The organism is Desulfovibrio mangrovi, from assembly GCF_026230175.1.
Lineage (GTDB): Bacteria > Desulfobacterota > Desulfovibrionia > Desulfovibrionales > Desulfovibrionaceae > Halodesulfovibrio > Halodesulfovibrio mangrovi.
In genome coordinates, this window is sequence record NZ_CP104208.1 from 1,069,813 (window position 1) to 1,092,006 (window position 22,194).

The 22,194-nt window shown below is 55.3% G+C and carries 19 protein-coding genes and 1 tRNA gene; 12 read left to right on the forward strand and 8 right to left on the reverse strand.

Features of this window, described 5'->3' with window-relative positions; genetic code table 11:
- Positions 1–75: 75 nt before the first annotated feature.
- Together N1030_RS04905 and N1030_RS04910 are read right to left on the reverse strand one after the other, a co-directional pair.
- Positions 76–1,644: an ammonia-forming cytochrome c nitrite reductase subunit c552 gene (locus N1030_RS04905; RefSeq protein ID WP_265828049.1), complete on the reverse strand. Its 1,569-nt coding sequence runs from the start codon at positions 1,642–1,644 to the stop codon at positions 76–78.
- Positions 1,637–2,113 (reverse strand): cytochrome c3 family protein, encoded by a 477-nt coding sequence (locus tag N1030_RS04910; protein ID WP_265828050.1) that lies wholly within the window; start codon positions 2,111–2,113, stop codon positions 1,637–1,639. The genes N1030_RS04905 and N1030_RS04910 overlap by 8 nt, the downstream gene beginning before the upstream one ends.
- A gap of 297 nt (positions 2,114–2,410) precedes the next feature.
- On the opposite strand from N1030_RS04910, the gene N1030_RS04915 reads away from it, so the two are divergent.
- Positions 2,411–4,762 carry an ATP-binding protein gene (locus tag N1030_RS04915; protein ID WP_265828052.1) on the forward strand — a complete coding sequence of 784 codons (2,352 nt, stop codon included), beginning with the start codon at positions 2,411–2,413 and terminating at the stop codon, positions 4,760–4,762.
- Positions 4,755–6,194, forward strand: a complete 1,440-nt coding sequence (locus tag N1030_RS04920) for a sigma-54-dependent transcriptional regulator (protein WP_265828054.1) — start codon at positions 4,755–4,757, stop codon at positions 6,192–6,194. The genes N1030_RS04915 and N1030_RS04920 overlap by 8 nt, the downstream gene beginning before the upstream one ends.
- Positions 6,195–6,245: 51 nt before the next feature.
- Here N1030_RS04920 and N1030_RS04925 read toward each other — a convergent pair whose 3' ends face one another.
- Together N1030_RS04925 and gluQRS are read right to left on the reverse strand one after the other, a co-directional pair.
- Positions 6,246–6,629: a pancreas/duodenum homeobox protein 1 gene (locus tag N1030_RS04925; RefSeq protein ID WP_265828056.1), complete on the reverse strand. Its 384-nt coding sequence runs from the start codon at positions 6,627–6,629 to the stop codon at positions 6,246–6,248.
- Positions 6,630–6,803: 174 nt separating this feature from the next.
- A complete protein-coding gene (gene gluQRS / locus N1030_RS04930; protein ID WP_265828057.1) occupies positions 6,804–7,820 on the reverse strand; it encodes a tRNA glutamyl-Q(34) synthetase GluQRS in 1,017 nt (338 codons plus the stop codon).
- Positions 7,821–7,999: 179 nt separating this feature from the next.
- On the opposite strand from gluQRS, the gene N1030_RS04935 reads away from it, so the two are divergent.
- The 10 genes from N1030_RS04935 to N1030_RS04980 all read left to right on the forward strand — a co-directional run bounded on the left by N1030_RS04935 (position 8,000) and on the right by N1030_RS04980 (position 16,760).
- Positions 8,000–8,076: transfer RNA gene (locus N1030_RS04935), tRNA-Arg, on the forward strand.
- A 451-nt stretch (positions 8,077–8,527) separates the two neighbouring features.
- On the forward strand, positions 8,528–9,784 hold the full coding sequence (tmcD, locus tag N1030_RS04940) for an electron transfer complex subunit TmcD (RefSeq protein WP_265828058.1): 1,257 nt from the start codon (positions 8,528–8,530) through the stop codon (positions 9,782–9,784).
- Between the two features lie 15 nt (positions 9,785–9,799).
- Positions 9,800–10,459 carry a TmcC family electron transfer complex membrane anchor subunit gene (gene tmcC, locus N1030_RS04945; protein ID WP_265828059.1) on the forward strand — a complete coding sequence of 220 codons (660 nt, stop codon included), beginning with the start codon at positions 9,800–9,802 and terminating at the stop codon, positions 10,457–10,459.
- A 21-nt stretch (positions 10,460–10,480) separates the two neighbouring features.
- On the forward strand, positions 10,481–11,800 hold the full coding sequence (tmcB, locus tag N1030_RS04950; protein WP_265828061.1) for an electron transfer complex ferredoxin TmcB: 1,320 nt from the start codon (positions 10,481–10,483) through the stop codon (positions 11,798–11,800).
- Between the two features lie 16 nt (positions 11,801–11,816).
- Complete coding sequence (gene tmcA, locus N1030_RS04955; protein ID WP_265828062.1) at positions 11,817–12,224, forward strand: acidic tetraheme cytochrome c3 TmcA; 408 nt, start codon at positions 11,817–11,819, stop codon at positions 12,222–12,224.
- Positions 12,225–12,248: 24 nt separating this feature from the next.
- Positions 12,249–12,833, forward strand: a complete 585-nt coding sequence (locus tag N1030_RS04960; protein WP_265828063.1) for a hypothetical protein — start codon at positions 12,249–12,251, stop codon at positions 12,831–12,833.
- A gap of 3 nt (positions 12,834–12,836) precedes the next feature.
- Positions 12,837–13,745: a universal stress protein gene (locus N1030_RS04965; RefSeq protein ID WP_265828065.1), complete on the forward strand. Its 909-nt coding sequence runs from the start codon at positions 12,837–12,839 to the stop codon at positions 13,743–13,745.
- Between the two features lie 31 nt (positions 13,746–13,776).
- A complete protein-coding gene (locus tag N1030_RS04970; protein WP_265828067.1) occupies positions 13,777–14,202 on the forward strand; it encodes a response regulator in 426 nt (141 codons plus the stop codon).
- Positions 14,203–14,224: 22 nt separating this feature from the next.
- On the forward strand, positions 14,225–14,617 hold the full coding sequence (gene divK / locus N1030_RS04975) for a DVU0259 family response regulator domain-containing protein (RefSeq protein ID WP_265828068.1): 393 nt from the start codon (positions 14,225–14,227) through the stop codon (positions 14,615–14,617).
- A 172-nt stretch (positions 14,618–14,789) separates the two neighbouring features.
- Positions 14,790–16,760 carry a hybrid sensor histidine kinase/response regulator gene (locus N1030_RS04980; protein WP_265828069.1) on the forward strand — a complete coding sequence of 657 codons (1,971 nt, stop codon included), beginning with the start codon at positions 14,790–14,792 and terminating at the stop codon, positions 16,758–16,760.
- 91 nt (positions 16,761–16,851) lie between these two features.
- On the opposite strand, the gene N1030_RS04985 is transcribed toward N1030_RS04980, so the two are convergent.
- The 4 genes from N1030_RS04985 to N1030_RS05000 form a co-directional block, all read right to left on the reverse strand.
- Positions 16,852–18,036, reverse strand: coding sequence for a sensor histidine kinase (locus tag N1030_RS04985; RefSeq protein ID WP_265828070.1), 1,185 nt, complete (start codon positions 18,034–18,036; stop codon positions 16,852–16,854).
- 74 nt (positions 18,037–18,110) lie between these two features.
- Complete coding sequence (locus tag N1030_RS04990) at positions 18,111–20,489, reverse strand: ATP-binding protein (RefSeq protein WP_265828072.1); 2,379 nt, start codon at positions 20,487–20,489, stop codon at positions 18,111–18,113.
- An 81-nt stretch (positions 20,490–20,570) separates the two neighbouring features.
- Positions 20,571–21,107, reverse strand: coding sequence for an RrF2 family transcriptional regulator (locus tag N1030_RS04995; protein ID WP_265828073.1), 537 nt, complete (start codon positions 21,105–21,107; stop codon positions 20,571–20,573).
- An 801-nt stretch (positions 21,108–21,908) separates the two neighbouring features.
- Positions 21,909–22,145: a hypothetical protein gene (locus tag N1030_RS05000; protein ID WP_265828074.1), complete on the reverse strand. Its 237-nt coding sequence runs from the start codon at positions 22,143–22,145 to the stop codon at positions 21,909–21,911.
- Positions 22,146–22,194 lie beyond the last annotated feature (49 nt).

Here is a 22,194-nt window from a genome sequence, read left to right on the forward strand (position 1 = left end):
CCCCTACTCTCCTGTTATTATTCAAAATAAAAAAGGGGGCTCATTTCTGAGCCCCCTTCATCAGTTCGGCGCAACCTAGCTCTTGGCAGGTTCAGGCACAAGTCGCTTGTTTCCTTCCCACACCTTTTCGGACTTGGGGAAAGGCTTGAGGTACTTGAACCACTCATGCGTCTGCAGGTGGGCAGGATCCATCATCAACTCGCGGCTGTGTTCCTTGATCGGAGGAACCAGTTCCTTGATGTCACGATCCATTTCCTTTGCAATAGCGTAGTTTGTGGCGCTTATAGCTGCTTCTACAGACTTCTGGCTGTATTGCTGAGACTTGGCAAGGGTATCCAGCGCCTTGGTGGGGTTGTGGAAACCGACACTGTTTTCAGCGGATACATAATCCCAGAAGAACTGGCCCTTACGGCACCATTCACGGGCTTCGATCATCAGGTCTTCATAGTTGGCAGGCTTGGGACCGGTGAATTCGGACGCCCGGCGAATGGCCTCATGCGCACGTACAGAAATATCCTGAGCAATGAGCAACTGGGAGAACACCTTTTCCTGCGTGTTCACTACACGTTCCTTCAGATACTCGGGAGTCTTGTCGGTATGGCACTGACGGCAAGCATTCAGGTTGGCATCCTTGAGCGGAGACATCCACTGGTGGTCGGAGATCTTCTTCTTACCGTCCAGACGCTTGTAGGGCATATGGCAATCAGCACAGGAGACACCGGCAGAACCGTGAGGACCGTTGACCCAGGTTTCATACTCAGGGTGCTGCGCCTTCAGCATAGGCGTTTTGGAGACAGGGTGAATCCAATCATAGAACTGTCCTTCAAAGCCCTTGATCTTCGAATTACCATGCCCTTTGTAGTAGGTGTAGATATTCTCGGGATCAAAGCCTTCAGTCCACGGGAACACGGGACGCTGGGCAGCACCGAACTCGGGCTTCTGGAAGTAGTATTCCACGTGGCACTGCCCGCACATAAGGGCGCGCTTTTCGTTACGCGGAATATCCTTCCATTCCCTGCCCTGAGCCTTGATGAAATCCTGCAACGGTTCGCTGTAAGGCTGCAGCTCCATGGTTTCGGCTTCATGGCAGTTGGTGCAGCCGATGGCGTGATCCTTCACATCCATGGCCTGACGGAACTCGTTGAAGTCCTTTTTCCAGAAGTCGTCACCGTACTTCTCAATGAACTGGGGCATCATGGTCGTCTTGCAGTTCCAGCAGGTGGAAGGCAGGCCGCCCTTTTCGCTGTAACGGTTAATGCGGTCGATGTTCATGATGTCTTCAAGAGCATAGGTATGGCCACGAGCAGCACGATATTCAAAACTGAACGCATAGCCGAGCCACAGATTCTTCAGATAGGGCTGCGCATGCTTATAACCCTTGGGCAGAGGATTAACGTTGTCATGCTTGTCATACGGCACGGACCCGCCGTATTCGGTCATGATCTTATCTTCATTGTTGCGAAGATAGGTCTGGTAATGAAGCGGAAATACCTTTCCGAATTCGGAGTTGCGGATTTCCTTCTTATCAAGGTTGGTTTTGAACGTGGGGGTCATAGGCTCAACGGCATCGGAACAGCCGGTCAGCGCAACAGCAGCACCCAGCACGATGACACCGGCAACGGCAGATAATTTCTTCTTAAGCATCGGCGGCCTTCCTCGTCGAAATTGGCTTCTTGGGGGTATGGGGAACATGGCGGTGGCAGGACATGCAGTTTTCCTTACTTCCCATGTTCACGGTCATCACGGTGGCAGAATGGCAGCGAACACAGTTGGCCTGAACGACCTTCAGGGTATCCCCCTGAGGATGAATCAGATCCGGAATGGTTCCCAACGTGTTGACATAGATATCCTTTGTCCCTGCAGCGGCCTTGAACGGAATCTTGGCCATGAGATTGTTGGGTGCATGACACTCGTTACAGGACAGTTTGGCATGAACCGACTGCTTGTGCGTAAGCGCCGCTTCAGCCATGGCATGACAACTCCCGCAGAACCCAGCCTTGTCGGTAGTCACCATTGCCAGCCCCGCACCGAAGGTCAGCGCAACACCAGCCAATCCGGCCAGCAGCATGGCTCTCCACCTTCGACCGGAACGGCCATCATTGGTCAACGACATCACTTTCCTCCTGAATGGCTTCCCTTCACACTATTGGACAATAACCATGAGATATTCATGGTTGTTCATCGCCTTGCGACGAATAATTACACTATGGATCACTCCAAGATACGTGCCAGAAACCAAACAGGATAAGCAAGAAATTTTATCCATATTATCAGCATGATATATATAATAATATAACCAGATAGACCATTTTCAGAACATGTGTCATATTTTTATGACACAGTAGTCATATATTCCTGACAAGTGCTGTCATAAATTCCTGACAACCAATTATCTGAGCAGGATACCACCATGCGTTTACATCAGAAGATACCTTTTCTGCCCGGCCTGTTTCTCCTGGTCTGGACTCTCCTACTGCTCGCCCTGTTCAGCTGGAGTGCTATCAGCGAAAAGAAACACGTCAACGATGTCGCCCTGCGACAGGCACGGGCGTTTTTCATGCAGATTGTTACCACCAGACAGTGGAACGCTGCGCATGGCGGTGTGTATGTCCTTGAAGTGGATGGCGTGAGACCCAACCCCTACCTTGATGATCCCAACCGCGATCTGGTCACCACCAACGGCGAACGCCTCACCAAAATTAATCCGGCTTACATGACCCGACAGATTTCCGAGATTCTGTCGGACAATGAAGGGGTGAGCTTCCACATCACGAGCTTAAGGCCTTTGCGCCCCAATAACGCCCCGGACTTGTGGGAACACAATGCGCTGAAAAAATTTGATAGTGGAGACAAGGAAGATTTCCAACTCATTAACGAACTGGATGAACAGGCCCGATTCCGCTATATGGCCCCGCTTGTTGCCACAAAAGCCTGCCTGAACTGCCACAAGGAACCGGAAGACAAGGTTGGAGGTGTGCGCGGGGGCATAAGTGTTACCATTGCAGCCGCCCCGCTCCTTCAATTAGGGCAGGACAATATCAATCGCATGGGTATGGGCTACTTCCTCATCGGTATTGTGGGCCTGATCGGTATCGGCACCTCTACATTCCAGATCATGCGCAAACGCGAACAGGCGGAAGTGGCCAACCAGATGAAAAGCATGTTCCTTGCGAACATGAGCCACGACATGCGCACGCCGCTTACGGGCATCATCGGCATGGCTGAACTGCTGCACCGCGATGCCAAGACCTCTGACCAGACAGAATACGCGGCTCAGCTCCAGCTTTCCGCCGAAACCCTTCTCGATATTGTTAATGATATTACAGACTTTTCTCGCATTGAGTCTGGCAGAATGGAACTGACCATAGCTCCGTTCTCTCTCCCGGCGCTTGTGCAGAACTCCATGAAGGTGGTCCAATTCTCATGCAACAGAAAGGGCATTTCCCTTTCATCATCCATAGCGCCGGATGTTCCGGCAACGCTGGTGGGAGACGCTTTCCGGCTCAGACAGATGCTCGGCAATCTTCTCGGCAATGCCGTCAAATTCACTGAAAAAGGAAGCATCACCATCTCGGTGACGCTGGTGAAAGAGACACCGGAAGGATGTGTTCTCTCCTTTGCCGTCAGCGACACAGGCATGGGCATCCATCCAAGCCAGCATTCGGCCATATTCGAAAGCTTCACGCAGGGAACTGAGGCACGCACAAAAGGTCATGTGGGAACAGGTCTCGGTCTGGCAATCACCAGACAGCTTGTGGAGATGATGGGCGGCACCATCACCGTTTCAAGCTTACCCGGAAAAGGCTGCACCATATCTTTCACCGCCCTGTTCTCTCCTTGCGATACCGAGATTCCGGCCGAAGCCCAGCCCCCGGCATCACATGAATTGCCTTGTCTCAAAATTCTTGCGGCTGACGACAACCAGCTGAACAGAACCTATCTGAAAGATGTGCTGACAGGCTTTGGACACGATGTTCAGGTGGTTTCAAACGGCAAGGAGACACTGAACGAACTGCGGAAGACACACTATGACGTCGTACTCATGGACGTTCAGATGCCGGAAATGGACGGGGTGGAAGCCACGCGAGCCATTCGCTCCGGGATGCATCCGGACATTCCCAAGGATATTCCCGTTATTGCAGTAACCGCATTTACCGTTGAAGGAGACAAGGAGCGTTTTCTTGATGCCGGCATGAACGCTTATGTGAGCAAGCCCATGACGTCCAGATCGCTTGCCGCAGCCCTGTGCAGCATCTTCCCTGATTCGGTGGCACATTCGCCAGATACTCTGACTTTGGCGACCGTAGAAACAGATCAGCCCGGCTCAACCGCTGTGGTCAGTGAGGGGGAGCCCAACACGCCGCTGCAGGCAAGTACTATCCCCCCAACATCAGTCCCATATTCCCCTGCTCCACCCATGGACCGGAACAAGGCACTGGTCGGCATGGGAGATAACAAAAGGCTCCTGCTCAGACTCTGTTCGGCCTTCCTCGAAGAAGTCCCTGCCCGGTGCACCGAATTGCAGGTTGCCGTGCAGCAACGGGACTGGCTTGAATCACGGCGTCTTGCACATGCCATCAAGAATTCGGCAGCCATGCTTTATGCGTCGCAACTCTTCGAATCTGCAAAACAAATTGAAGAATTGTGTTCAAAGCAGGATGTGCAGGCAGATTTTGCCCTTAAAGCGTTGCTTGAACTCCTCCCCCCACTACAGGAATACATACTCTCCATCCTGAACGAAGGTGACAACTCTGATGTCTAGAATAGTGATTGTTGATGATGAGCTGATGGTACGCACGATGCTGGGCGATGTTGCCGAAAGCATGGACCATGAGGTACACGCCGCCCCAGACATTTCGGGAGGTCTCGCACTGGCCCGGGAAACCGGTTGCGACATTGTATATCTGGATGTTCTGCTGCCTGACGGTAACGGGCTGGAGCACCTGTCTGCCTTCAAACAACTGCCATCACAGCCTGAAATCATCGTCATAACCAGCTTTGGTGATCCGGACGGTGCGGAGCTGGCCGTACGTCATGGTGTGTGGGACTACCTGCAAAAGCCGCTCGTGGTTGATCAGGTTAAACTGTCTCTCGCACGGGCCCTTGCCTTTCGTCAGCAAAAGGAAAACGCCAACAACCTCAAGGCCTTTTCCAGACCGGAGATCATCGGCAACAGCCCTGCACTGCAACAAGCCATCAGCCTTGCCAAGGAAGCTGCCTCAACCAGTGTCAACGTGCTGCTGCAGGGCGAAACAGGCACCGGCAAGGAGCTGTTTGCGAGAGCCATACACCAGAACAGTCCGCGCAGCGCCCGACCTTTTGTCACGCTGGATTGCGCCTCCATCACGGAATCCCTTCTGGAAAGCCAACTGTTCGGTCACGTGAAGGGATCCTTTACCGGTGCCGACAGAAGCCGGGAAGGTCTTCTGAAGCTGGCCCACGGCGGCACGCTGTTTCTGGATGAAATCGGCGACCTGCCCCTGCATATTCAGGGGGCTTTTCTCAGGGCGCTGGAAACCAAAAGGTTTCGGCCCCTGGGGGCAACGCTGGAGCTTGAGAGTGACTTCCGCCTCATTGCCGCGACAAACAAGGATCTGCATGAAATGGTCAGACTCGACATGTTCCGTGCAGACTTACTCTACCGCCTGCGCGGCATGACCATCACCCTGCCCCCGCTGCGTGAAAGGCAGGAGGATCTCCCCCTGCTCATCGGGCATTATCTGGACAAGCATTGTACTCGCTACGGCGTATGCAACAAGGTGCCTTCAGATGACTTTCTGGAGGCCATCGCAACCTATGACTGGCCCGGGAACATCCGTGAGCTTGTACATGCCCTTGACCGCGCGTGCACAGCTTCCATCGATGATCCGGTACTTTTCGCCCGTCAGCTTCCCACTGAGATTCGCGTTCAGGTGGCCCGCACTGCAACCGGCAGAAACGGCAATTCGTCAACTTCGCAGGTAATGCGTCCAGTCAGCCCCACGCCCTCGGCACAGTTGTCAGAAGTCATGTCTCCGATTGCGCCGCCACAGGCTCCTCCAACGCTCAAGGAACACCGGCAGCTCACAGAATTTCAATACCTGCAGGATGTCCTCCGGCATGTCTCCGGCAACATACCCGCCGCAGTTGAAATAACAGGAGTATCTCGGGGACACCTGTATGAGCTTCTTAAAAAGCACGGCATAACCCCATAAAAAAACGGCACCTTCGGGTGCCGTTTTTTATGTATCACTAAAGATAATCTGCTAATTGAAACGGATGTAGATCGGAATGGTGTGAATCTCGCGAGACTGTTCTCTGGTAGGGCCAAGTTCATACTTGATGGCACCGGGATCGGTCTGCAATTCGCGGGCAACGGATTCAACAAACCCTTTAAGGTTGATGATGGGATGCCTCATGAACACCTGCGGCAACCCATAGGTCAGATTGCATGCCAGACACTTGCCGGGGCGCTGGCGCAACACAAAGGCGAACTGTGCCTCCTTGGCATTTCCCTTCACGAAATCTACCGAAATATCATAGGAACCATCTTCTGCGCCGCCAAACAAGGCATCGAAAAAGGCGTCTGTCCGCTCCTGAGGAAACAGCACATCCAACTTCTCTCGCGTAAAAATCAGCTCAAAATCCATACATGCCTCCCTGGCGCAATCCCCTCTTAACACAGAGAACGCACTGTTTTTTCAAACAATATTACCGACGCGCGATTGCCGGAAAACATTGGCTAGCATGACGCGGCAAAGACGGCAAGGAGAAACCCGCCCTTCCCATCGGGCAACCAATACTCTGCCCGGCCTGCCAACAGCCTATAATGATGAAAGAACGTTGATGATATCTTGCTCAAGTACGACACGTACCGGCGGCACCTTTTCCAGCATGAACGAATGGCTGAATGCCTCCGGTCTCGCTGGTGCCGGTTCGGGCTGCAAACCGGCACGAAACGCCAGATAGCCGACAACAGCCTCGGGCCGGACCCCCGCCTCGCGAAGCATACGCAGCTCAAAGTGGTGATGGCGTTTGGCAAGACGTTCCCCTTCATGGTCGAAAACAAGAGGAACATGGGCATAGGAAGGAGCCGGTTTGCCCAGAAGGTGATAGATGAGAACCTGACGCGGGGTGCAATGCAGAATATCGTCCCCGCGCACGATCTGCGTAATATGCTGATCAGCATCGTCTATGACAACGGCGAGCTGATAGGCAAAAACGCCATCAGACCGGCGCACGGCAAAATCACCGCCGCACTCTTCCCATGTCAGACAGATATCTCCGCGAAGCAAATCATGAAACCCGAGGGAATGGTCGCCACAGTGCAGACGCAGGGCTGCGTTGCGGCCCTGAGCCGTGCGTTCTTCCCTTTCCGCCTGCGTCAGGTTCAGGCACAGGCCGGGGTAGGCTGCGCCGTAGTCCTCTGCATGGGGGGCCGAGGCAAGGGCACGCAGCTCCTTGCGGGTGCAGAAGCAGGGATAGACATGCCCTTGTTCCTGCAACTGGCGGATGACCTCTTCATACCGGTCATACCGCTGGCTCTGCACGTACGGACCATAGGGTCCGCCCACATCCGGCCCCTCGTCCCAGTTCAGTCCCAGCCATTCAAGGTCGCGCATAATGCCGTCCACATACTCGGGACGGGAGCGGTCGGGATCAATATCCTCCATCCGGAGAACCAGCGTTCCCCCTTTGCTGCGGACGGAAAGCCAGCACAACAGAAAGGACCACGCATTGCCAAGATGCATATACCCTGTCGGCGAAGGGGCAAGTCTTCCCCTGACGGAGGCAGGCTGTAGCAAGCCGATCCTCGCGGATTCTGGAACGATATTCGTCATGAAGATTCTGGAACCATGAGCCCTGCCAAAAGTCAAGCGCGACCACCACGGTATCCTGTCGCAACCTGCTGACAAAACGGGAGACATTGTTTAGCGGAAAGCCCATGCCTTGACACCGCTTCCGCAATAACCTACATATCCAAGCCTCTTGTACAGGCCAGCTCCAATCGGCCTGGCGTGCGCCCGTAGCTCAGTTGGATAGAGCGGCGACCTCCTAAGTCGTAGGCCACAGGTTCGATTCCTGTCGGGCGCACCACCGCACCTCCAAGCCGCACTCTTGTGCGGCTTTTTGTTTTTCTGAACTGCACGCAGACAAACAATAATCCCTTCACTCCCAGCACTATAGACAATGCAATACTATTGTATACCAGATTGGTATACTAATAGTTCCTTTGCGCATCATTCCAGACCACGACGGTACGCTTTATACAACACTTAACAGGTTGAATATAACGAACACAACTCTCTTCGCATAAGACGCCGAATTCAAGTGAAATAATACAATACCTGATTTGTAGTATTTATTTTATACCCACCACCTCTCCTACTATATAATTAAAATACCTTTACGAGATGCGATGTTGTGATAACTATACTTGCAAGATAGAGTTAGTCGCGTGCAGCAAAATGCCACATGCGACCACATGCGACTAACATACCTTGAAGATACAACATTGTGTATCAAGTGGTGCAACAAGGAGGCGTGCATGCAACTTTCCGATTCGTGGGATTGGGAAAGCGGAGAGCGTGTCGTCGCGGAATCGTTGGCTCCCATGGAGGAGCATAAATGGCAGGAAGAAATTCAGGTTTCGCCGGATGGTGAAACCGCTGCCGCCATCGTGTGCATTGATGACGGAGAATTCGGACTGCGCATGAACGACACCGTGCTCGACAACACGTTCGAGAAGGCTTGGAGGCCCTGCTTCTCGCCGGATGGGCGGTACTGTGTCTTCGTACAACAGGATGAGGAGTGGACCCTCGCTGAAAACGGGGAACCGTGGGAAGAACGCTACGGCTTCATCTGGAACCCGCAGTTCAGTGCAGAGGGGAACGTCATTGCCACGGCAGTTCAGCAGGACATGGAATACGGCATGTCCGTCAACGGAACCGCGTGGGAAAACCTTTATGAAAACGCCAACGGGTTTACCCTGAGCGCCAACGGCAAACGAAGCGCTGCCGTGGTGCAGGTAAAGTCGCTGGGACAAGCCGACCTTTCCACCTTCAGGGAAGGTATCTACACCGTGGCCGTGGACGGCGAGGCGTGGGAAAGCACATTCATGAATGCGTGGGACCCCGTCTTCAGCCCTTACGCCCACAGAGTGGCGGCCCAGGTCAGACTGAGTCTTTACGACTACACCATTGCAGTGGAAGGCACCCCTTGGCCCATCCACTTCCAATGCGTCTGGAATCCCTGCTTCCACCCCAACAGCAGTTCCGTGGCTGCTCCGGTCCGACAGGGCGGCAAGTGGGGCGTTGCTGAAGACGGCAACATGCTCTGGAAGCCCCGCTACTTCAACTGCTGGCAGCTTCAATACTCGCCGGACGGCAGCAGGCTCTATGCCGTTGTCGCCCCCGAATACGGCAGGTTCACCGTTGCCATGAATGAAAAGCCGTGGACCATCACCGCCCCCGTCGTCACCGACCTCACCCTCTCCCCGGACGGAACACGCGCCGCAGCCCTCGGAAACCATGACAACAAGGCATGGCACATCATGCTGGACGGCAAGGCATGGCAGGGGCGTTACGACATGGCATGGAAGCCCGTTTTCAGCGCAGACAGCAGAAGTGTTGCCGCCCGCGTTCGAATCAACGGCAAATACGCCATTATCGTCAACGACAGACATGTGAACGGTGAGTTCGACAAGGTATGGGACCCCGCCTTCAGCCCCGACGGGTCAAAGGTGCTCATCCGCGGCATGCGGAACAACACCCTGCGCCGCATCGTGGCGGATGTACCCCGATAACCGTGGAGGCAGGAAATGAACACATTCTATAACTTCGTGACCGGCCCCCTTGCATGGGCGTCCTTTGCCATCTTCATCGGCGGATCAATCTACCGGATATGGTCCATGATACAGCTGGCCAAGCAGAAAGAAGCGGCATTCATCAGCTACATGAGCCTGCCGCATGCCCTGCGCTCCATTCTCAGGTGGCTTACCCCCTTTGCAACCTTGGGCTGGAAGGAGAATCCGGCACTCACTACGGCAACGTTCCTGTTCCATGCATGCCTTTTCACGCTGGTGCTCTTTACACCAGCCCATGAAGTGCTGTGGGACTATGCTTTCGGCATCAGCTTCCCTGCCCTGCCGCAGACAGCCTCTGATGTGTTGACCCTTATCGTCATCGGCGCATGCTGTTTCTTCGTGCACCGCAGACTCACCAACGCACAGGTCCGCTATGTCTCCACCGGCAAGGACTGGCTGGCCCTCGGCATTGCCACGGCTCCTTTTGTTACCGGCTTCCTCGCTTCGCAGCAGTTCGGCAATGGACAGATCATGACCTTGCTGCATGTGCTGAGTGGTGAAGCCATGCTGATAGCCATTCCCTTCACCCGCCTCTCGCATGCCCTGTTCCAGCCGCTCACCCGCGCCTATATCGCGTCGGAATTCGGTGCGGTTCGCCACGTACAGGACTGGTAGCAGCACAACAGGAGGTATGAAATGTCCATTCTGGATAGAAAGATAGAGGATACCGAGCTTAACCGCGCTACCGCCTCGCTCACCCCGGACCGCATTGAACAGGTCATAAACAGCGTTCTGCAAGGTGAAACCGGTGCGCGGCTCAAGGCGTACAGCGAAACCTGCATGCGATGCGGCATGTGCGCACAGGCCTGCCATTACTGCATCTCGCATGATATGGAGCCCAGCTATTCGCCGGTAGGCAAGGTGGAACAGACCATGGGGCTCATATTGCGAAAGCATGGCCGCCTTACTCCCGACGAGGTGTACGGCATGGCCCAGCTGGCCTATACGGAGTGCAACCTCTGCCGCCGCTGCGTGCATTACTGCCCCATCGGCGTGGACACGGGCTATATCATCAGCACCGTGCGCCGCATCTGCCACAAGCTGGGCGTCACCCCCATGTATATTCAGGATACTGCGCACAGCCACTCCGGCACCATGAACCAGATGTGGGTCAAGGAAGACGAGTGGGTAGACAGCCTGATGTGGCAGGAAGACGAAGCCCGTGACGAGTTCCCCGGCCTGCGGATTCCCATGGATGTGGAAGGCGCGGACATACTCTATTCGGTCATCGCACCGGAACCCAAGTTCCGCACCCAGCTCATCTATCAGGCCGCAGCCATTCTCAACCATGTGGGGGCGGACTGGACCATGCCCTCCACGCCGGGTTGGGACAACAGTGACATGTGCATGTTCACGGGCGACTTCGAGATGATGGGCAGGCTCAAGCGTTGCCACTTTGAAGCGGCGCAGAAGCTGAAGGTCAGACGCATTGTCATGGGCGAATGCGGGCACGCCTTCCGCTCGGTTTACGACGTCGGCAACCGCTGGCTAGGCTGGAAGAACCACCCCGTTCCCGTAGTACACTCCGTGGAATACTTCTGGGAGCTGTTCAACGAAGGCAAGATCCGCCTGACAAGGCAATTTGAGGAACCGGTCACCATTCACGACCCCTGCAACATCATCCGCGGTCGCGGCCTCATGGACAAACTGCGCGAGGTCACCCGCCATCTGTGCAAGGAAGTTGTAGAGATGTCACCCAACCGCGAGCACAACTTCTGTTGTGCAGCAGGCGGCGGTGTCATCAACTGCGGACCGCCCTTCAAGAGCGTGCGCCTTGAAGGCAACAGGATCAAGGCAGACCAACTTCGTGACACGGGCGTCAAGGTTGTGGTGGCCCCCTGCCACAACTGCCACGGCGGGCTTGAAGACATCATCCATCATTATCAACTCGGCATTCACACCAAGTTCCTCGGCGACCTGATCTATGAACTGATGGAAAAGCCGGAACCGGAATAGCGTAAAGGAGACCACCATGAACAAGCGTGTACGCAACATACTTGCCCTGCTGGCTTCCCTGCTGCTTCTGGTGCTCGGCCTCAGTCTCGCACCTGTATCGGCGCAGGAGGAAATGAAGCAGCTGCGACCGGATGCGTTGCAGCCGGCCACACGTCCGGCAGCGGTGTTCAACCATGATGAACACAACGCCAAGGCGAATCTGGAAGACAATTGCATCGCCTGCCACCACAGCGGAGCCGACGGCAAGCTCGTGGCCGAAGAATCCTCGGAAGGCACGGCATGTGCGGACTGCCACAGTGCGAAGGGTAGCAGCAAGGAAACACCGCTTCGGCGGGCATACCACCGGCAGTGCATGAACTGCCACAAGGCAAACAACGGCGGCCCCACGCATTGCAGCGGGTGCCACGACAATCGTCATCCCTGATGACCCTGACGGCAGGAAAGGCATATGGATACGGTAACACTCACCAGAGACGGCAGATTGCTGAGCGGACAGCCTGAGCACCATGCCGGAGACATTCGGGAGCACAGGCAGGAGGCCTCTGACATCCTCCCTTGTCTGGGAAGCCGTGTGCAGTTGGAAGAAGGCTTCACCCTAAGGTCATTCTTTACGCTGACCGAGCGTTATCCCGACCTCAGACGCATGAGTCAGTTTCTCATCGCAGCCGCATCCGAAGCAAACAACTGCCCGTCAAACGGATGTACCACACCGGACTTCACGGAACTGGTCTTTGCTAAAACCGTGGAACTTACCGGAGCCCCGGGAGAACCTGTCATGAACGTATTCACGACTTTCCGCGGCATGCTCCCAGACGAGGGCATGGCCCCCAGAAGCGGCGAAATACGCTTTCACAGTCTGAACATGCTCCTCGACATGCCCATCCGGCTCGGCCGACTGCGCCATGTGGTCTTCGGCGACCGGACCAGCATGCTGGAGTGCGACACCACGTTCTCCCTATTCGAAATAATTGAAGGAATCGCATGGGAACTGGGTTTTCAGGGCGGTTCTCAACAATGCAGCCTCAGGAGGTAGCGTATGTTTAAGAAGATTCTGTTCGCTACATCGGCTTCCCCGGCTTGTGACAACGCCGCCAAGGTCGCCTTTGACCTCGCAAAGCGCAACGGCGCGAAGTTGTATCTGTTCCACGTGCTCGGCGTTCCCAGCAGGGGCTTCAGCACTACGGTACGCGACCTGCGTTCCGGTGAAGACGAAGCCGTGGATGGTGATTACAGGGCATGGGTTGAAGAAGAAGTCCGCACCACCTACGCGGAACAATTCGAAGAATATGGCGACAAAACTACCATGCAATTGGCCGTGGGTGTTCCGGCAACGGAAATCCTGCGCTTCGCCCGCAAGGAAGATGTGGACCTCATCGTCATGGGGGCTAACACCCGCGACGACGACCCCGAATCAGCCCGAGCACGTTCCATCGTAGGACGCACCATGGAAAAGGTGGCCCGCCTCGCCAAGTCGCCGGTGCTCATCGTCAACCGTCCCTGCACCACCTGCTGGAACCTCTTCTCCAACATCGTGTATTGCACGGACTTCTCCAAGGCAGCCGACCAGGCTTTCAAGTTCGCCAACAGCACGGCGCAGACCATCGGCGCCAAGCTCTATATCTTCCATGCCTTCGATATCACGAGCGCAAAGCTCGGCGTTTTCCCGGGACAGGCAGACATAGAGCGGCACATTGAACGCGCCCACGAAAAGATCAAGGAACGCTACATCTCCCAGCTGGGCGACTACGACAACTATGCTGTGGAAATATGGGAAGGAACGCCCTATGTTGAAATCCTGAAGTTCGCTCGGGAAAAGAAGGCCGACCTGATCATCATGGCCCATCACACCAAGGAAGTGGAACCGGAAGAGGCCTCCATAGGCTCAACGGTGGAACAGGTGGTGGTTCGTTCCGCCTGTCCCGTAGCCAGTGTAGCGCGCGCATAGCGCCCGGAACACCTCAACCTCGGAGGTGCTCATGGGTGGGCCTTGTATTCTGGTGGTGGACGATGAACTCAGCTTCAGGCTCTTTCTGAAGACCCTCTTCGAAACGGGCGGTTATCAGGTAATAGCCGCCCGCAACGGAAAGGAAGGGTTGGAAAAGGCCCGCACCAAGCGCCCGGCGTGCATCGTGCTTGATGTGATGATGCCGGAACGCGGAGGACTTGAGATGTACAAGGGGTTGAAAACAACCTCTGAACTGCGGGACATTCCCGTGGTGATGCTCTCTGCGGTGGCAGCCAAGGGATTCGCCCACGCACTGAAGATGATAGGATTGGCAGCGGGAGAGCTTCCCCCTCCCGAAGCGTATGTGGAGAAGCCCCCGAGACCGGGGCCGCTGCTGGAAGTAGTTCGCGGATTGGTGGACCAGCCTCTGCCCCCGCACGATACCAAAACAGGCTAAGGAAACCTCAGGGAGTGTAGCAATGCCGCACAAGATCCTTGTCATAGACGACGATCCATACATCGTTAAATACCTCGTGGATATCCTGAGCGACAACGGATACGCCACATGCTCCGCCTCGGACGGGGCGGAAGGACTGGAGCTTCTGAAAAAGGAAAAGCCGGACCTCGTTACCCTGGACCTTGAAATGCCCAACGAATGGGGCCCGCGCTTCTACCGCAAGATGACCAAGGAACCAGAGTTCAAGGAAATGCCGGTTATCGTCATAAGCGGCCTTTCGGGAATTCATCTGGCCATCCGCAACGCGGTTGCCTCGTTGAAGAAACCCTTTGATCCCAACCAGCTGCTCGAAATCATAAGAGAGACTTTGAACAGCAAGGACAGCACGGGAAAGGTGCCCCTGAAGGACGATTAGACTCCGGCGCAGCCTGAACCGCCATAAACGGCTCATGTACCAATCGGGCGCCGCTACAAGCGGCGCCCGACTCCTCCCCTTGCCCATTCCCCACAAACGGGGTATGGAATCAACTAGCTGTACTCGCAGAACTTTTCTCCTCAGCCATTCCAACTCGCGCACAGGGGGTTCCATGCAGCATGTCGTACTGCTTGTCGATGACGAAGAGGGTATCCGCACTGTCCTTGGACTTTCCTTGGCAGACATGGGATATCGCGTACACACCGCCGCAAATGGCGAAGAGGCCCTGCGCGTCTTCGAAGAAGTACGCCCCCACATTGTCCTGACCGACATCAAGATGCCCGGACTCTCGGGCATAGACCTGCTGGAACGCATCAAAAAGACATCGCCGGAAACCGAGGTGATAATGATCACCGGCCATGGCGACATGAACCTTGCCATCCAGAGCATCAAGAAAGACGCTACCGACTTCATCACCAAGCCCATCAATGACGATGTGCTTGAGATAGCCCTCAAGCGCGCGCATGAACGCATAACCATGCGCGCCAGCCTGAACCGGCACACCGAAAACCTTGAACAAATGGTTGAAGAACAGGCTGCGCGGCTCATCGAACAGGAACGGCAGCTTGCCGCCCTGCAGGTGGCGGAGGGCTTTGCGGACGGCATGCGCGCCCTGTGCAATTCCATCGACGGCGCAGAGGGCATGTTCAACCAGCTCCCCTGTTTTGTTGCCGTACATAACGCCAAGATGGAAATCATCGCCTCAAACCCACTGTACAAGGAACGCCTTGCTTCCGGCATCGGCGCCCGGAGTTGGGACGTATATCCCTACTGCAAAGGCGGCGGCGACGAAGCCTGCCCCGTACGCAAGGTCATTGAAACGGGAGAGGGGCAGCGGTGTCAGGAGTTCGTACGCGACAAGGATGGGCAGGATATTCCCGTCATCGTGAACGCAGCCCCCATTCTGGACAACAATGGCGAAATAGAACTGGTGCTGGAAATCGCTGCAGACATCACGGAAGTGAAACGACTGCAGGAAGAACTGCGCCTGTCACGCCACCGGTATCAGCAACTTTTCGAGGAATCGCCCTGCTACATCAGCGTGCAGAACCGCGACCTCAAGATCGTGGCCAGCAACCGCCTGTTCCGAGACGATTTTGATGAGACAGCCGGTTGTTTCTGCTATGAGGTTTATGCCCACAGAACCACCCCCTGCGCCGGATGCCCCGTCATAAAGACCTTTGAGGACGGACAGCCGCACCAGTTCGAAACCGTGGTCACTTCACGCCGGGGCGAACAGCGCAACGTGCTGGTCTGGACCGCCCCCATCCGCGACGCCAACGGCCAGATCAGAGAAGTCATGGAAATGTCAACGGACATCACGCAGCTCCGCACCCTGCAAGACAGACTCTCCAACCTCGGCCTGCTCCTCGGCTCCACTGCCCACGGCATCAAGGGCCTGCTCACCGCACTTGACGGGGGCGTCTACCGTCTCGGCTCCGGCATAGACAAGAGCAACCCGGAACGCATCAAGGACAGCTATCAGGATATCCGCCTCCTTGTGGAACGCCTGCGTAAGATGGTGCTCGACATCCTCTACTACGCCAAGAAACGCGCCCTGCAGTGGGAAGTGGTCATGGCCTCGCGCCTTGCCGAAGATGTGGCTGCACTTGTAGAGCCCAAGGCAAAGGAAGCGGGCGTGGATTTCTCGCTGGAGGTGGCTGCGGATGCCGGCACCTTTGAAGCGGACGCCGGAGCCTTTTCCGCCGCCATGGTGAATATTCTGGAGAACGCTGTGGATGCCTGCACCGCCTCGCGCAGACGCGAACCGCACTTTGTCCGGTTTGCCGTCCATGGCACCGCGAGCGAGGTGGAATTCACTATCCGGGACAATGGCGTGGGCATGGATCGCGAAACCCGCGACAAGCTCTTTACCCTCTTTTTCTCCTCCAAGGGCTCTTCAGGGACAGGCATCGGCCTTTTCGTGGCCAATCAGGTGGTGCAGCAGCACGGAGGCAGGATTATCGTGGCTTCCGAGACAGGCAAGGGCAGCACCTTTACCATCACCATGCCCAGACGCCTTTCTGAAGATGCCAAACAAAGCACGGAACCGGCGGGGATCGAGCTCATGCCGAACGCCTAGCCGATCAGGAACATACCAGCCCCATGAAACAGGAACAGGGCGGAAGCTGCACGCTTCCGCCCTGCTTTTCTTATCAGAACCAGACTGACATTTATTTCGGTTTAAGCGGCAGGCGCAACGTGGCACGCACCCCGCCCTGAATACCGTTTTCCAGCACCAGCTCTCCCCCCATCTCACGTGCGGCTTTACGGGTAGCCATAAGCCCGAAGCCTGTGCCTCTGGCCTTGGTGGTAAACATGCCGTCATCGATGCTCGCGAACACCTCGTCGGAAAGCCCGCGCCCGTTGTCTTCAACAACATAACACACCTGCCCGCCGTTACATTCCGTATGCAGAATCACCCTGCCGTCACCATGGTCTATGCGTCCGGCCTGAATGGCTTCCTCAACGGCTTCCACGGCGTTGGTGGCAAGGTTCATGATGCAGGCATGAATGGCTTCAGGGTCAAGCATGGCCTCAGGCTGCGGGGCTGATGCATGCATGAGTGTACCGCCCGCTTCACGAATACGCGAAGCCAGAAGTTCCGCCACCTCGCGTACCGGCTGATCAGGATCGATAGGTTCAGGACGAATCTCCATGGGACGGGAAAGCTGCAGCATGTTCATGGTCAGATCGCGCACGCGGGTGACATCCCGCTTCACCATGCCCCATCCTTGTTCAAGATATTCGCGCTTGTTAAGCTCCAGTCCTTTTTCAAGAACAAAAAGCGCGCCTTCAAGACCACCGGCAATATTCTTGATGGCATGCGCCATACCCGCAACGGTCTCCCCCATGGCCGCAAGGCGCTCGGCCTGCAGCAATTCACGAGTCCTTTGTTCAACCATCTTCTCGAGATTCTCTGTATACCTGCGCACAGTCTCGCGCAGTACGACCCGCTCAACGGAACGACGCAGGGCGAACTCCAGCAGATCCGGATTGATCGGCTTGGTCAGAAAGTCCGTGGCGCCCAGCCGCAGACTCTCTATGGCCAATCCCATATCCGCATGCCCAGTGCTCATTATCACTTCCGTATCCGGCCACTGCTTCTTGATCTGGCGCAGCAGCTGTACTCCATCCATCCCTGGCATGCGAATATCCGTAATCACAACCGGAATGGCCTGTGCGGACAAGAGGTTCAACGCCTCCTCAGCCGATTGTGCAGGAAGCACGCAGTAGCCCATATCCGCAATCAAAGCGCTCAGCACCTTCAGGATGCCTGCCTCGTCGTCAATGAGCAGCACTTCCGGCAACACATCAGACTCGCAACCGTTATGAACGTTATTCAAACTCGTGGACATATATCCTCTCGGTCTTCTGCGACACGGTTTCGACCCGGATCCCCCCTTGAACCACACCAAGGAACTGCATCATTCTACAGCAAACTGGTTGCCGGAGGAGTCTCTCCGCCCTCTTCCGAGGCTGCTTCTACGTCACTCCCATCCTTGCCGCACGCGCTTCCAGCGCGTTCCGTGCCGCCCGATGCGCCCCCTGTGGACGACGGAAACTTCAAGGTAAAGCGGGCACCGGAACCTTGGGTATTCTCAGCCTGAATACTGCCTCCAAAATCCCTTACCAAACCGTAGCTGATGGACAGCCCCAGCCCCGTGCCCTTGCCGACCTTCTTTGTGGTGAAAAAGGGTTCAAAAATCTTGTTTTGCAAAGACTTGGGAATGCCTGTTCCCGTATCTTCAATCATCACTTCAACTTCTCTGCCCCTGCTCTTGGTCGTCAGGGTGATGCGACGGGGCGCGTGGGGATTGGAACCACTGCGTTCTTCAATGGCATCACGGGCGTTGAGCAGGAGGTTCATGAACACCTGCTCAAGACGGTTGGGCATGGCGAGGACAAGCGGGATATCCTCATCCAGATTCCATTCCACCGAGATCTCGCGGGAGGACAATTGACGATAGAAGAACTCGAAGGAAGAACGAAGCACAACGTTGAGATCGACCAATTCAAGGTTCAGGTCAGATTGCCGCCCGAATTCGCGCATATGATTGATGATCTGGCTGGCTCGATCCACATGGGAATCAATCTCTGCAGCCATGGTCTGCAAGATCTCGGGCGTCATGGCATCGCCTCTGCGAATCTTGCGCATGATGAAGCTGCTGGCTGTCTTGATGACGGTGAGGGGCTGGTTCAACTCATGTGCCACACCAGTCGCCATCTCGCCCAGCGTAGCCATTTTGCCTGCTTGAATGAGTTTACGCTCCGTTTCAAGGCGTTCAGTGATGTCGTTGGTTGTCACCAGCAGTATCTGCCGCTCGTGATACTCGGCAGGTGAAAGCATGATATCCACATAAAACGGGCTGCCGTCGCTGCGGAAGTTGCGCGCTCTGTTCAGCACCGTGAAGGCACGCAACTGGGAGGCGTATCTGTCCTGTTCTTCGGGAGAGAACCTTGAAAGGAAGGATTCCCCGCGAATACGAGCCCGTTCCACCCCGTACACAAGCTCGGCAGTGGTGTTGCAGTCTATAATCTCAAGCGATTGTGCATCCAGTACGAAGACCGAGTTGGGGATGTTGTCAAAGATGGCGTGATACTTCTGCTCCGAACGCCGTAAACGCTCTTCCACGGCACGACGGGCAGAAATGTCCAGACTCATTTCCATTGCGGCCACCACATTGCCCGCATCATCAAACACCGGCGACGTGTGAACCAGCCAATATGCGCGGGTGCCGTCAGGGTTCACCCGACTTTCCTCCGAACAATGGGCAAGTCCCGTGGCGAACGTCTTCTCCACGGGACAATTGGGGCATTTATCCGTCCGGCCCTTGTAGGCTTCATAGCAATGGATGCCGGAGGCAGGATTGAACCTCTCAGCAAACTCCCTGTTATATTGGATAAGCTTGTAGTCGCGATCCTGCACGGTGATACTGCAGGGCACCTGCTCGAAGAGATGCTGATACTCCTTGCGTTGACGCTCCAGCGCTTCGCGCTTTTCAGCCACCTCCAGCTGCATGCGGGCAAGGGCCGTTGCCAATTCGCCCATCTCGCCAAGCCCTACCATGTGCCCGAAAATGACACGCTCGCCCCGCCCGATACGCTTGGCGGAATCAATCAGCATGGCCGCTGGGCGCGTGATAAAACGCCGCAATAACATGATGATGAGTGTGGATGCAGCCAGAAACACGCCCGCCGTGAGCATCAACACACGGTTCTGAAAAGTTATAATGTCCTGCTCGGCAGAGTCGGCTCTGAGCACCACATCCAGCGCCCCGAGCACAATCTTGTCCGGTTCATGCGCGTGGCAGGCATCCTCCGCACAGCCTTTCTCATTCTTGATGGGCATAAGGCTGCCCAGTCTCGGGGCTCCGGCTTCGTCATCAAAAACACGGATGCGCTCTTCCACTGTCAGGCTTGTCTTGGGCGTATCTGTAACATGGCAGGCATGGCAGGCTGTGGCACGGATATCCGTACGGGTATCAACTTCTTCAGGGTGATTCGAGAACTTGATCTCGCCAGCCTTGTTGTAGATGCGAATGGAAACGATATCGGGGTGTTCCGCCACGTCGCTGATGATCTGATTCAACTCGTGCCGAGCATTCCCCATCATGGCGTACCGTGTACCCAGCAGAATGGTCTGCCCCATGCGGTCTGCACCGGCGATCAACTCTTTTTCTGCGTGTGAGTGCTGATAACGGATGCTCAGCCATGCGTGCAGACCAAGGCACACGAACAGGGTTATGCCAGTAATGGCCAGAATACGTACGGCCAGCGAAGCCCGCAGAAAGTGTAGGTAGCTGTTCAAGACAACACCCCTTCCATCCGAGGTCAGTTGCAAAGCCTGTATGTCCGGCACTCATTACGAGAGCCGCAACATAGGGTACATCTATAAGAAATCCTCAAGACCTGTCAGCGTCACATCCGCCAGGGAACACTTTGACGAAACGGGAATCTCCCGTTTGAATTCAGGGTGCTCGGTAATGGTCCGAACGCAATAGTCGCCGAACTTCACCCCTTTCTCCGCATAATTCACAAGCTCTCCAAAACAGAACTTATCCAGATGCGTATACATGGCCAGGCTCGCTTCCTTCCAGAGCAGGCGGGTAAGACAGCCCGGGGCATGAGTACAGGTAACAGCATCCTTGCCGCACCCTACCAGATCGGTTCCTCCTTCAAGTAGCCGCACCACTTCACCTACGGTGATGGAAGAAGGCTCCACCGCCAGCATGTGCCCGCCATTGGGACCGCGTCTTGTCGTCAGATACCCACCATTCTTGAGTTGGCGGGCAATCTTCTCCAGATATTTCTGAGAAATACCGAGCCGCTTGGCAGAATCACGCATCAAGACGGGTTCTTCCCGCCCATGAACGGCTATGTCGAGCAATAGCCGCGTACCGTACCGACTGTTCGTTAGTAACCGCATAAAGCCACGCCTCCCTGTTTACCCAAACCCGGCGTTACCACCACTTTCCTGACCAGACATACTCCAAACAAGGGCCCCCCAACCCCATGCAAGGAAGTGCTCACTAACCAGACACAGCCTACTTACCTCAATATACCCTACCTGAAAAGTAGGTACAACGAAAAACTAAACCAAACCCTCAAGGTAGACTATTCATGATTTCAATAAGATCGGAAGGAAAATGGGGGACAGTTCGCCCCCAGAAAACGTAGGCGGACTGTATTGTCGACAGCATGCATACAACCAGGCACCTGGTCGGAATATTTTCTGAAGTATTTGTGGTCGTTTTGCAGACAATGCTATTCAGAAAAACAGTACTAATGTCACACAGAGATTAGCTGCATGATTATTTACCTGACCCATCATGCTTGCATTGCAAACATGAAAACCTGTGCTACTGTGCACGATGCGAACATCACATGTTTGGAGGCAACCATGAACAAGGCAACATTGTTACAGGGACCATGTAACGGCTGCGCTTTTCATCAAAAGGCGTGCAGCCCCGGAATCAAAGGCATATACGGTGCATTTTGCAGGGAATTTGTTCCCATGTGCCTGACCTGCCAGTACCCGAATCACTTCTGCGCAACCTGCTCCATCAGGCGTTACAGCAGCCTGAAGCCCATGCCGCGAGAGCTTCCGTCACAACCGGAACACACATACGCCTGCCGTTGGTAACTCTGAATTTTCCACCTGCCACAAAACGAAAGTGCCGTCCCCGGCTAGCCGGAGCGGCACTTTTTCGTGACGTGCAATGGAAGTTTAACAGGCCAGCAGACCTTCAAGATCCTGTTGGATGCTCTTGATGAACTGACTAGCCTTCTGGCGGCGTTCTTCAGTCAGTTCTGTCCACCGCTCTGCCACGTTCATGGTACACTTTTCACCGGTTTCAACGTCGATGTATACCATGCCGTTCTCACCAACTTCAACTTCGATACGCTCTCCGTTCGGTTTGGTAAGCACGACTTCCACCCTGCCCAAAGAAGTAGACTTGCCCATTAGTCATCTCCTTACAGGTAGAAGGTTTAACGGAAAATCCCGAAATCCC

Bases quoted from the DNA above. Each gene is read 5' to 3' on its own strand.
- N1030_RS04920 (WP_265828054.1), top strand. From the start codon at position 4,755: ATGTCTAGAATAGTGATTGTTGATGATGAGCTGATGGTACGCACGATG.
- N1030_RS04965 (WP_265828065.1), top strand. From the start codon at position 12,837: ATGTTTAAGAAGATTCTGTTCGCTACATCGGCTTCCCCGGCTTGTGAC.
- N1030_RS04915 (WP_265828052.1), top strand. From the start codon at position 2,411: ATGCGTTTACATCAGAAGATACCTTTTCTGCCCGGCCTGTTTCTCCTG.
- tmcA (WP_265828062.1), top strand. From the start codon at position 11,817: ATGAACAAGCGTGTACGCAACATACTTGCCCTGCTGGCTTCCCTGCTG.
- tmcC (WP_265828059.1), top strand. From the start codon at position 9,800: ATGAACACATTCTATAACTTCGTGACCGGCCCCCTTGCATGGGCGTCC.
- N1030_RS04925 (WP_265828056.1), bottom strand. From the start codon at position 6,629: ATGGATTTTGAGCTGATTTTTACGCGAGAGAAGTTGGATGTGCTGTTT.
- N1030_RS05000 (WP_265828074.1), bottom strand. From the start codon at position 22,145: ATGGGCAAGTCTACTTCTTTGGGCAGGGTGGAAGTCGTGCTTACCAAA.
- N1030_RS04970 (WP_265828067.1), top strand. From the start codon at position 13,777: ATGGGTGGGCCTTGTATTCTGGTGGTGGACGATGAACTCAGCTTCAGG.
- tmcD (WP_265828058.1), top strand. From the start codon at position 8,528: ATGCAACTTTCCGATTCGTGGGATTGGGAAAGCGGAGAGCGTGTCGTC.
- N1030_RS04960 (WP_265828063.1), top strand. From the start codon at position 12,249: ATGGATACGGTAACACTCACCAGAGACGGCAGATTGCTGAGCGGACAG.
- N1030_RS04980 (WP_265828069.1), top strand. From the start codon at position 14,790: ATGCAGCATGTCGTACTGCTTGTCGATGACGAAGAGGGTATCCGCACT.
- N1030_RS04910 (WP_265828050.1), bottom strand. From the start codon at position 2,113: ATGTCGTTGACCAATGATGGCCGTTCCGGTCGAAGGTGGAGAGCCATG.
- gluQRS (WP_265828057.1), bottom strand. From the start codon at position 7,820: ATGACGAATATCGTTCCAGAATCCGCGAGGATCGGCTTGCTACAGCCT.
- N1030_RS04985 (WP_265828070.1), bottom strand. From the start codon at position 18,036: ATGTCCACGAGTTTGAATAACGTTCATAACGGTTGCGAGTCTGATGTG.
- N1030_RS04995 (WP_265828073.1), bottom strand. From the start codon at position 21,107: ATGCGGTTACTAACGAACAGTCGGTACGGTACGCGGCTATTGCTCGAC.
- N1030_RS04905 (WP_265828049.1), bottom strand. From the start codon at position 1,644: ATGCTTAAGAAGAAATTATCTGCCGTTGCCGGTGTCATCGTGCTGGGT.
- divK (WP_265828068.1), top strand. From the start codon at position 14,225: ATGCCGCACAAGATCCTTGTCATAGACGACGATCCATACATCGTTAAA.
- tmcB (WP_265828061.1), top strand. From the start codon at position 10,481: ATGTCCATTCTGGATAGAAAGATAGAGGATACCGAGCTTAACCGCGCT.